1 protein-coding gene is annotated in these 511 nt (G+C 61.4%); it reads left to right on the top strand.

The genetic code is table 11. The annotated features are described in order from the left end of the window. Positions 1-511 (top strand): CxxxxCH/CxxCH domain-containing protein (locus tag OR1_RS20485; RefSeq protein ID WP_041975040.1); only part of this gene is annotated, 511 nt, incomplete at both ends.

Genomic DNA, 511 nt, shown 5'->3' with positions numbered 1-511 from the left:
CGACTACTCCGGTGTTCGCGCCGGCCGGAGCTACAACGTCACCGACGGCATCTGCAGCAACGTTTACTGTCACAGCGACGGCAAAGGACGGCAGAACGCACCGTTCACCGCCGGTACCGGCTGGAACTCGGCAGCAGTATATTCCGACTGCAAGCAGTGCCACGGCAACGACGAGCAGTTCGGCCACTACTCCACCCATGCCGGCGAACCGAACTATGCCAACGCCGGGTACACCGATCTCCGCGCCAACAGCCACAAGAAGCACACCAAGTCCGGTGCCGTCACCTGCTCCAACTGCCATAGCGAAACCACCCTCACCGGTACGGCCATCAAGGCAGACAGCACCACCCATATCAACGGCGTCCGGAACATCGTCCAGAACGGCACCACTGCCCAGTTTGCCTGGGACAACGGTGTCAACAGGACCTGCAGCAACATCAACTGCCACTTCGGCAACAGCGCCACCTGGGGTGATACCCTCACCTGCGACTCCTGCCACGGCAACGACGAA

The organism is Geobacter sp. OR-1 (assembly GCF_000813145.1).
Lineage (GTDB): Bacteria > Desulfobacterota > Desulfuromonadia > Geobacterales > DSM-12255 > Geoanaerobacter.
This window is presented reverse-complemented; position numbering and strand designations above follow the sequence as displayed.